Source organism: Clostridium puniceum (assembly GCF_002006345.1).
Taxonomy (GTDB): Bacteria; Bacillota; Clostridia; order Clostridiales; family Clostridiaceae; genus Clostridium; species Clostridium puniceum.
Window position 1 is genome coordinate 1 of sequence record NZ_LZZM01000034.1, and the last position, 8,274, is coordinate 8,274.

Sequence of the window (8,274 nt, forward strand, 5' to 3'; positions counted from 1 at the left end):
TTTGTTCCACAAATGTAATTCCTTAAATTTCCAAGCAACATAGTTGCTTTATTTGTCATGCACTTTTTTATTGACTAAAAAATATGATTTTTTTATTAACTTATATTGACTTCATATAGTTAGTCTCTTTGTTTTTCTACTATAAAGTTTTTCATTCATAAAAAAGACACTTATATTTCTATAAGTGTCTGGAGAATATCATATAAAATTCACAGGAACATAGTTTATTAGCAGAAACTTTATTGAGTTTAAAATTTCTTAATATCATATTACCATATGTAATTAATATCTACAAGTGACAGAAATGTGACCAAAATGTGACCGACTATATTATATCTTTTAAACTTTCAGGAAAGAAAATTGTAATTAATTTATTCATAAGTCTTTTTCTGTTCTTTGTTATAGTTGTTCTATCATAGTTTAACTTTTCCGCTATAGATTCATCGCTTACTTTTTCATCATTATTATTGTCCAAATATTTTATTCTTATTATATCAAAATATTTATCTTCTCTAATTTTATTTAGTGCATTCTCAATTCTGATTAGATCTCTTTGGGTTTCTAATTTTTCTACCTTATATTTATCTATTAATTGCAGATATCTATCTTCTGGACTTATCCCTCCACCAGAAGTTTGATATACTACAATAGATCCACTTGATTGGGGCAATCCATATTTCTCTATATGTTTAATATCTTCATCTTTCTGCTTAATTGCATCTTTTAAATTTTCATAATTGTAAAGTAGTAATTCTACCTTTTTATGATAACTCATTTCATTTTTAATTAAATTATTTTTCTTCAATACCTCTACCGCTTCCTTAACTGTTTGTGTAGCTATATCTTTTATCAATTTGTTTACTTCCTTCATGGTTAGTTCTTTTTTGTCTTCTTCCGTTTTCTTCATTTTTATATCAATCCTTTCATGTTATAATATAAAAATGATGGTATACATTAGAGATATTAATGCACTTCTAACTTATTAAGATCTCTAATGTGCTTTTGTTCTTAGCAATATTATTATACTATCTTTTCAACCATACTAACTATTCTTCAATATGAATTCCCTTTTATAATATATTGTCTTTATTTCATAAAATTCCGCACAATGATAACTACTCATTTCATATTCAGCTTTATCTATTAGTCGAACGGTATAAATTCGATTTTATCTATGAAAACATTGCCAGGGATTTGTTTTGGATAGTGCAATACTAATTCTGTATCCATATCTCCTGTAATATAAGAAGTATCCACATATTTATATAGCTCATATTTTTCAGGATGATTACTTATATCAATCCCTGTTTTCTTTATATCAAAATAAGACAGAATCATCATCGTTCTACCTATGCCTATCAAAATATCTTGATCAGATGCATAACGCAACCGAATACGATATCTTTTTCTATCTTCTGTAGAGTGAAATTTCAAGCTTAAACTACCGCCGCTATTAAGTAAAACTACATCTCCCCCTGTATGACCAGGTCCTTTAACAACCTTTGAAGTACTATAACTTTTTACTGAAGGGATTTGTGTAATTTTATCTGGATAAATTGTATTATAGGGATCAACGCTGCTATGTGTAAAAGCCAGTGAATATCCATGTCGTTTTCTGCCAAATCCACTATGAGTTATCATATAAGATAGTACATGACTATAATTATCAAAAGTGGAAGAACCACTTCCTTCTTTATTTGGAAATTCAAAGTCTTCTCTAACAGTAGGTGCATTACTTCTTTCTGCTCCATAAATTAAGTCTTTTGATGTCTTATTATCAGTAATAGAAAAACTGATTTTAGTAATATTTACAGGATCATACCAAGGATATATCCATTCATAATTTTTTGACCATAATTTATATATATGAGAATCATCTGCAATAGAAATATCAGATGATGTTGAATTTGGATAATCTGTCCCCTCCCCATAGAAAGGTCCCATAACTGTATTTATCGAAGATTTAGGAGTATAAGAATAAAAATTTTGATTACCACTTAAAAACATCCAAGGCTTAAAATCATTCGATGTGACAAAATTTAATTTCGATAACCAAGTGAAACGATGAGGTAAACGTGTAAAGGAATCTTCATTTTTTTGAAAATCAGAATATATGATTCCGTAAATATGATCATTTATTACATCTGAATAGATTTCTCTGGTAATTTCTGTTTTTGTTGCTATTGGATATATTCTTGCATCATAGTTTGAGAATAAAGCAATTACATCTAATACTGATAAAGTCATATCCCTACGATATCTATTATAATGCGTCCAACCTCGATCTTTTTGTGTATTCAATCCTTTGTTATAATATTCTATACAATGTTTTACATATTTTTTTGTGAATTGAGATTGTTCTTCATAATAAAAATTAATATCTTCTAATTCAAAATTTAGTTCTTCTCCATAAATACTAACATCACGTAATAACATTAGATGAAGAGTAGCAGCACTTGCATATGCAGGCAATAAAACTATCTCATAATTATTAATTGTAAAATTAGCTATAATATCTTTTCCAAAAGTTAAATGAAGAATGTGAATATAACTCCTTATAGTTTCAGCACTAGCCCTTACACGTTTATCATTGCTTCCATATTGATTTCTATCTCGTGAAAATGAGTCTAAAGCTCGTTGATATGATGATAACGCTTCTTTTAGTCCAGTTAATTCAGCAGTTGCTTTAAATAAAATTTCTTCTGTTAACCTTTCATCTATCAAATCTGATGTGTATTTTATCATTTGCTCCCAGGTTACGTTTTTGTCTTCCTCCTTTTGAGGCCAAAATAAATTTAAGGATATGTCTAATATATTAAAAACCTCTCCTACAATTGGAATACCTAAAGAACTAACAACAGAAGAAACCAAACCGATTATGGAACTTATATCTCCCTGTGTACTAAAATTTTGAATATAATCTTGTGGCTTCTGTGCTAATAGATTTTTATTTGCCATATTTATTGTGCTTGAAGAATTATTTAATATATCATCATCATGATCTGTGTTCATAAATTCCCTCCTAATGTATTATTATAGCAAGCCTGTCTATATCTAATAATATACACCAATCACACTGCTTTTTATGTAAAAATATGGATTGGAAATCAAATAGTTATCGACATTTAATAGCAATCGGTAATTTAAAATTTTTCTTCATATTGAGTAACCTTAATTTATAAAACTTAATATAAATAGTTATGAAGGTGACTTGCTGGCAAAGAAGATTTTAAAAATAGCTACGGCTTTAATATCCTAGCAACAATTATTGCTGTTGAAATCATACTAATCTTCTTCATTTAATATGAAATTCAATAAAATATATTTTCATTTCCACCTTTCTACCCATTTTTTTATAAACTACTTGGCAGCTTAGAATTGCGCACTAAAAATACCGTATATTTCTTTTTGAATAATACGGTATTCTCTTTAAGTTATATTTAATTTTATCTTCGTAATATTTTAAAATTAGTTCTTTAACTTACTCCATAAACTGTTATTTGCAACTTTATTACATTCCAACTATCTTTCTAACTGTGTTTGCCGTTCTGATTGTCAGTTTGCTACTAATGTTTGCATTAGCTGTCTTCGACCACCAATTTGTCTTTTGATAATCCTTTCGACTAAAAGACCAGAATACCGCTTTTTTGTAGTTCTTTATCTTTTCAAATTCTTCTTTAGGCTCTCCTATTTCACTAAATACATCAGTAAATGTTGTCGGCAACATTATAAAAATCAGATTATCGTATATTCCCTTGTTTTCATTTCCCCACCAGTCAGGGGCATTATGTAATATATCTTCCAGTTCTTCTTTTAATATGAGAAAAACAGGTATTTCCAAATCAAACCTGTCTTTTATCATCGTTTCAAGCTGACTGGAAAAATCCTCTTTGTAATCCTCATCACTTGAAAAGATGACATTGCCGCTGTTTAGATATGTTTTAACTTCTAAAAAACCAAGTTCTTCAAAACCTGCCTTTAATCCAGCCATTGGAATCTTATTTTTGCCACTTATATTGATGCCCCTTAAAAATGCAATATATCTTTTCATATAACAAAGTCACCTCATCAAATTCTAATTTATCGCTTAGTAAAAAACTATAAACTCATATAATAATACAATTATGAGTTTATTATAACATATTTTTATAACACCGTATTATTCAATTTTCAAAGATCAATTTTCTTAATTAGTTCGCAATATTTACAAACTACTTTTGATGTTAGTATTGCGAACTATTGTTCATTATTTTTAGCACCAATAGTAATTGTTTTTCCTAGTGCCTTAAAGACTTTATCCGCATATTCAAGACTTATTCCTCTTTTACCACTTTCCCAATATTCAATAGCTATTGAAGTGCATCCAGCTGCTTGAGCTAACTTTTCTCTAGATAAATTTGCTTTAGTTCTTTCTGTAGCAATCATTAATCCTATATTCATTGTTTTTCCTCCAAATTTTATTTTTGTATATTTTTATATTTTTTAAGTATTTTTATCAATTATTAAATGATTTTGGAAAATAATATCGAACTATTGTTGTATAAGGAGGTGATATACATGCCATCAACAGGAGAAAAACCAGGTAAAGGTACATATAAATGTACTAAATGTGGTCAATTAGTTCGTTTAGATGATACTACAGACACATTACCACCTTGCCCTAAGTGCAATGCAACTAATTATACAAGAGCTTAGTTTGTAAAAAAGTTCTTAATAGCTTCATCAGAATAACCAAAAGCTTTTCCTAAAATCCAATGTTCAAAAATTGTTTTTGGTTGTTCTGGAAGTTTTTTTATAACTTCTAGCATATATTCGTCTTTATAAATCCAAATAGTTTTCCACCCTGATGAAAGCTCTTCTACATATGATTTTAATTTGAAATTTTTAATTACCTTAATAGCCTCTTGAACATATCTATCTTGAATAGCTTCACAGGAACATGGTTTTCCTTTCTGAACCATATCACAATTAAAATCAATTCTGTTAAGTATAAAGTCATTCATTTTCTATCACCTCTCAATTCTCCCCTTTTTATGCGTTCTGCATTAATATTGCCTTTTCCAAAGAACTTTGATGCTCTTATATTTCTCCCTAATAGTTTTAATTAATGCTCTTACTTGTAATCCTGTATCTTCTCCATTTAAGTGCCAAGTACCATAACTTTCTCCAGGTACTTGTAAATATCTACACTGTATTTTTTCATCATCACATTTAAGATTAACTTTACAATGTGTCATAAGCACTAAATTTACATTATCTCTTTTGCTCATTGCTCTACCTCATTAAAAACATCATTCATTTTCGATATCTTTCTCGCATCTATCCTTGCTTTTCTGTATGAATGCAGTGGATATCTTTTAATAAAAAAATTAACCATTTGAGTTACTGCTTTTTGATATAAATTCATTGGTCTACCTCACTTCAATCACTTCATCATTAAGAATCCTATAACAGTTTGGAAATAATTTATGTTTCTTATGCCAGCTATGAAACACCTCATTTAATGCTTCTTCTATCTTCTCAAATATTGCAATTTCATCTTTTGCTGCAGCAATATTGTTATCTATATATATAAACTTATCATCCATTCCATTTATGCTTTCACAAAATACTAATACTCTATTTTATTATTCTTTCTATCCCATTTTTTAATATTAAACTTATTTTTATAAAACACTTGATTTCCTCATAAAATCGGAATATAATTGGTAATTATTAGGAGGTGAATAAAAATGAAAAATAAATTTTTAGGTGTAACTTTATCAGCATTACTATTATTTTTTAGTAGTGCACCAACTTTAGTTCATGCAACTGAAACTAATCAAGCAAGTAAAATTGTACAAGCCACACATAATCATAATTGGGTGGAAATAAGCTTCGAAAATGGTTGTCATACCTATAAGTGTTCTACTTGCCATAAACTAAAGCAAGTCTGGGAATATTAAAACTAATGATTTTGAACCTATAATATTAATTTGTAGGTTCATTTTTTGCTTATATTAATCAGTACAACTTAAATTTTCATGTTAACTATTCATTTCTTCATAACTTTCTTCCTCCATTGCATCTTTGCAGCTCATTATAGCAAGCAGGACACATTCCATTTATCATGTCGTTTTCTTCTTCCCACCCTCCACATTCGCTACACTTTGCATATTGTTGTAATTCATCATCTTCCATAGGATCGTATTCATCTGCAAGCTTCTTATTTTCTTCTATAAATCCATTGTAAATATCTTCTCTTAATCCTTTATTATCTACTGTTATAGCACATGGACACGCATGTTCCCAACATAAATTCCAATATCCGCAGCCATGCTCTGATTCTATTTTTTCAAACTCTTCTTTACTTAACATAGCTCTATCCTCCCTTTGCCAATTCATGTTTAAAAAAGCTTAATTGTTCCATCATATTACACTATATATTTTCTATAAACGCTATTAGAACTTGCGCTGCTCCTATTAAAGCAACTGCTTTCCAATCAATTTCAAATTCAAATAATCCTGCAAAATCTATTCTTATTTATTTCATCCTTTCAGGCCGTACACTAATATGCTTTTGTTAGTTTATAATCATCCGCATGTTTCCAATTTTTAAACCATCTAGGTGCTAATATTTCAAAAACCTTAATACATTCTTCCGCATTTTTGCAGATCCAGAACACTTTTGTAATTTATAATCTTTTAATCTATCTTCTTTCCAATATCCTGAATATTCATAAAGACTATTTCTATTTCTGAATGATACATGCCAATTTTCTATTTTGTTATCAAGCAATATTACATATGCATATAAAACTTGAGGATATTTTTCACTCACCCCTCTCCACCTCACTTTTACATACCTCTGAAATTTCACATTTTAATTTATCTATTCTCTTATGTAGTAGATCCATAATTGCATCTACTACTTTTCCAACATTTTCATTCATTGTCATTTTGGATCACTCCCCTTTGGTACATCCTCCAATAATTCTTTTACGGGTATTCCAAATGTGTTACAATACGTCTCCATACTTTCATATATAAAGTGTTGCTTCTCATTACCATCGGTAGCCTTACTTGCCTCTTCTAGTAAATCAAATATTGTATCTAATGCATTTTTAAATGGATCTGTTTCAAATTCATCTTCATCCATTTCCATAGGTATATTTTTAATCTTTTCTTTTAAACTTTTTAATTCTTCTAATAATTCCTCTAATTCCTTATAAGGCATTGTTACCGTTGCATTTTCTAACATGTTATTTCACCTCTTCTACAAAATATTGGCACCTTGTTATGCCGTCCTTACCTTTACACCACTTACAGTCATCATACTTACATGATTTTGTTTTATGTAATCCACATTTCAGACATATACAATTTTCCTTACATTCATTCATCTATATCATCTCTCTTTCTAATATCCAAATAACTTACTATCATCAAATAAAAACTTTTCTCTATTCCTATTTTTTATATACCCATCAATATTTACTTCATTAAATTTCATATTTCTATTAGCTTCCAGAATGCTTTTATACTCTATTAAGTGCTTTTGATATGTTGATTGTTTTATTCCTTATAATTTTCATTTTCATTAATATCATTTAGAGATTGTGGATTTTCTTCAAAGAATTTAAATACTAATTCTTTCTTAATCATTAAGCCTCTTCCTTATTTCTTAAATATTTTTATTATCTAAGAAGAGAGCTACATCTAAAACTCTCTTCAATTTACTGCAGTAACCTTAATATTAGCAATCCGTAATCCCTGCTAACACTCCTAGTCCTGCAAGCTTTTAATTCTACACTTTTCCCTTTAGCCACTTAACACATGTTTCATGTCTATTTTCTTCTTTACATACAAAAGCTAAGTCACAAAATCCCGCACATCCATTTCCACCTTGACATACACTGCAGAAAAAATATGCTAGTTCGTCTTCATTCATCTCTCTTATTTTTTCAATCCTTGTTTTACTTACATAGCTAGGTATTTTCTGCAGCACTACTTCACCAGTTGCTACATTTACAATATCATTTTCAATAATTTCTAGAGCATTGCTCTCCTCATAGCCTTTCTGAATTGGTAAATATTCTATTTTCTCTGTAACATCCTTTATAGATATCTTTCCCTTTTCCTCATATTCTTTTAATATTTCTTCTTGTTGATCCTGTGGTAATTTAGAAAGTTCATAGGCAGTTGAAATATTTACTTTTTCTTCTTTAAACTCTTGTTTAAAATCTTCTGTTAAATTTTTAGATATTCTCTCCATCCTTGCAATTTGTGTAGGTG

15 protein-coding genes and 1 pseudogene are annotated in these 8,274 nt (G+C 28.9%); 2 read left to right on the plus strand and 14 right to left on the minus strand.

Translation table 11 applies throughout. From position 1 onward, the window contains the following. Window positions 1-325: 325 nt before the first annotated feature. The 4 genes from CLPUN_RS03100 to CLPUN_RS03115 all read right to left on the minus strand — a co-directional run bounded on the left by CLPUN_RS03100 (window position 326) and on the right by CLPUN_RS03115 (window position 4,440). Entirely contained in the window at window positions 326-907 is a 582-nt protein-coding gene (locus CLPUN_RS03100) for a hypothetical protein (RefSeq protein ID WP_077845931.1), read from the minus strand. 236 nt (window positions 908-1,143) lie between these two features. Beyond that, entirely contained in the window at window positions 1,144-3,012 is a 1,869-nt protein-coding gene (locus tag CLPUN_RS03105) for an insecticidal delta-endotoxin Cry8Ea1 family protein (RefSeq protein ID WP_077845932.1), read from the minus strand. Window positions 3,013-3,511: 499 nt separating this feature from the next. Beyond that, complete coding sequence (locus tag CLPUN_RS03110; RefSeq protein WP_077845933.1) at window positions 3,512-4,051, minus strand: DUF1697 domain-containing protein; 540 nt, start codon at window positions 4,049-4,051, stop codon at window positions 3,512-3,514. A 185-nt stretch (window positions 4,052-4,236) separates the two neighbouring features. Beyond that, complete coding sequence (locus CLPUN_RS03115; protein WP_077845934.1) at window positions 4,237-4,440, minus strand: helix-turn-helix domain-containing protein; 204 nt, start codon at window positions 4,438-4,440, stop codon at window positions 4,237-4,239. Between the two features lie 117 nt (window positions 4,441-4,557). On the opposite strand from CLPUN_RS03115, the gene CLPUN_RS03120 reads away from it, so the two are divergent. Beyond that, window positions 4,558-4,695 (plus strand): zinc ribbon-containing protein, encoded by a 138-nt coding sequence (locus tag CLPUN_RS03120; RefSeq protein WP_077845935.1) that lies wholly within the window; start codon window positions 4,558-4,560, stop codon window positions 4,693-4,695. Here CLPUN_RS03120 and CLPUN_RS03125 read toward each other — a convergent pair. Genes CLPUN_RS03125 through CLPUN_RS27450 form a run of 4 tightly spaced genes read right to left on the minus strand, consistent with a single transcriptional unit; the run spans window position 4,692 to window position 5,588 of the window. After that, window positions 4,692-5,003, minus strand: coding sequence for a hypothetical protein (locus CLPUN_RS03125; protein ID WP_077845936.1), 312 nt, complete (start codon window positions 5,001-5,003; stop codon window positions 4,692-4,694). The two genes, CLPUN_RS03120 and CLPUN_RS03125, sit on opposite strands and share 4 nt — an antisense overlap. Window positions 5,004-5,045: 42 nt before the next feature. Then, window positions 5,046-5,270 (minus strand): hypothetical protein, encoded by a 225-nt coding sequence (locus tag CLPUN_RS03130; protein ID WP_242954026.1) that lies wholly within the window; start codon window positions 5,268-5,270, stop codon window positions 5,046-5,048. Continuing rightward, window positions 5,267-5,407: a hypothetical protein gene (locus tag CLPUN_RS27445; RefSeq protein WP_158078686.1), complete on the minus strand. Its 141-nt coding sequence runs from the start codon at window positions 5,405-5,407 to the stop codon at window positions 5,267-5,269. The genes CLPUN_RS03130 and CLPUN_RS27445 overlap by 4 nt, the downstream gene beginning before the upstream one ends. A gap of 4 nt (window positions 5,408-5,411) precedes the next feature. Then, complete coding sequence (locus CLPUN_RS27450; protein WP_158078687.1) at window positions 5,412-5,588, minus strand: hypothetical protein; 177 nt, start codon at window positions 5,586-5,588, stop codon at window positions 5,412-5,414. A 144-nt stretch (window positions 5,589-5,732) separates the two neighbouring features. On the opposite strand from CLPUN_RS27450, the gene CLPUN_RS03135 reads away from it, so the two are divergent. After that, window positions 5,733-5,945, plus strand: coding sequence for a hypothetical protein (locus CLPUN_RS03135; protein ID WP_077845937.1), 213 nt, complete (start codon window positions 5,733-5,735; stop codon window positions 5,943-5,945). Window positions 5,946-6,042: 97 nt separating this feature from the next. Here the strand turns inward: CLPUN_RS03135 and CLPUN_RS03140 are convergent, their stop codons facing one another. From CLPUN_RS03140 to CLPUN_RS03155, 6 genes and pseudogenes are all read right to left on the minus strand, one after another. Continuing rightward, window positions 6,043-6,357: a hypothetical protein gene (locus CLPUN_RS03140; protein WP_077845938.1), complete on the minus strand. Its 315-nt coding sequence runs from the start codon at window positions 6,355-6,357 to the stop codon at window positions 6,043-6,045. 253 nt (window positions 6,358-6,610) lie between these two features. After that, window positions 6,611-6,820, minus strand: a complete 210-nt coding sequence (locus tag CLPUN_RS03145; protein WP_077845939.1) for a hypothetical protein — start codon at window positions 6,818-6,820, stop codon at window positions 6,611-6,613. Continuing rightward, window positions 6,813-6,938 carry a hypothetical protein gene (locus tag CLPUN_RS29090; protein WP_278281594.1) on the minus strand — a complete coding sequence of 42 codons (126 nt, stop codon included), beginning with the start codon at window positions 6,936-6,938 and terminating at the stop codon, window positions 6,813-6,815. The genes CLPUN_RS03145 and CLPUN_RS29090 overlap by 8 nt, the downstream gene beginning before the upstream one ends. Next, window positions 6,935-7,240 carry a hypothetical protein gene (locus CLPUN_RS03150; protein WP_077845940.1) on the minus strand — a complete coding sequence of 102 codons (306 nt, stop codon included), beginning with the start codon at window positions 7,238-7,240 and terminating at the stop codon, window positions 6,935-6,937. The genes CLPUN_RS29090 and CLPUN_RS03150 overlap by 4 nt, the downstream gene beginning before the upstream one ends. 1 nt (window position 7,241) lies before the next feature. After that, on the minus strand, window positions 7,242-7,382 hold the full coding sequence (locus CLPUN_RS27455) for a hypothetical protein (protein WP_158078688.1): 141 nt from the start codon (window positions 7,380-7,382) through the stop codon (window positions 7,242-7,244). Window positions 7,383-7,786: 404 nt separating this feature from the next. After that, a pseudogene (locus tag CLPUN_RS03155) lies at window positions 7,787-8,274 on the minus strand (ParB/RepB/Spo0J family partition protein); the annotation flags it as partial.

Bases quoted from the DNA above. Each gene is read 5' to 3' on its own strand.
- CLPUN_RS27445 (WP_158078686.1), bottom strand. From the start codon at position 5,407: ATGAATTTATATCAAAAAGCAGTAACTCAAATGGTTAATTTTTTTATT.
- CLPUN_RS27450 (WP_158078687.1), bottom strand. From the start codon at position 5,588: ATGGATGATAAGTTTATATATATAGATAACAATATTGCTGCAGCAAAA.
- CLPUN_RS03140 (WP_077845938.1), bottom strand. From the start codon at position 6,357: ATGTTAAGTAAAGAAGAGTTTGAAAAAATAGAATCAGAGCATGGCTGC.
- CLPUN_RS03130 (WP_242954026.1), bottom strand. From the start codon at position 5,270: ATGAGCAAAAGAGATAATGTAAATTTAGTGCTTATGACACATTGTAAA.
- CLPUN_RS03120 (WP_077845935.1), top strand. From the start codon at position 4,558: ATGCCATCAACAGGAGAAAAACCAGGTAAAGGTACATATAAATGTACT.
- CLPUN_RS03125 (WP_077845936.1), bottom strand. From the start codon at position 5,003: ATGAATGACTTTATACTTAACAGAATTGATTTTAATTGTGATATGGTT.
- CLPUN_RS03110 (WP_077845933.1), bottom strand. From the start codon at position 4,051: ATGAAAAGATATATTGCATTTTTAAGGGGCATCAATATAAGTGGCAAA.
- CLPUN_RS03100 (WP_077845931.1), bottom strand. From the start codon at position 907: ATGAAGAAAACGGAAGAAGACAAAAAAGAACTAACCATGAAGGAAGTA.
- CLPUN_RS03150 (WP_077845940.1), bottom strand. From the start codon at position 7,240: ATGTTAGAAAATGCAACGGTAACAATGCCTTATAAGGAATTAGAGGAA.
- CLPUN_RS03115 (WP_077845934.1), bottom strand. From the start codon at position 4,440: ATGAATATAGGATTAATGATTGCTACAGAAAGAACTAAAGCAAATTTA.
- CLPUN_RS29090 (WP_278281594.1), bottom strand. From the start codon at position 6,938: ATGACAATGAATGAAAATGTTGGAAAAGTAGTAGATGCAATTATGGAT.
- CLPUN_RS03135 (WP_077845937.1), top strand. From the start codon at position 5,733: ATGAAAAATAAATTTTTAGGTGTAACTTTATCAGCATTACTATTATTT.
- CLPUN_RS03105 (WP_077845932.1), bottom strand. From the start codon at position 3,012: ATGAACACAGATCATGATGATGATATATTAAATAATTCTTCAAGCACA.
- CLPUN_RS27455 (WP_158078688.1), bottom strand. From the start codon at position 7,382: ATGAATGAATGTAAGGAAAATTGTATATGTCTGAAATGTGGATTACAT.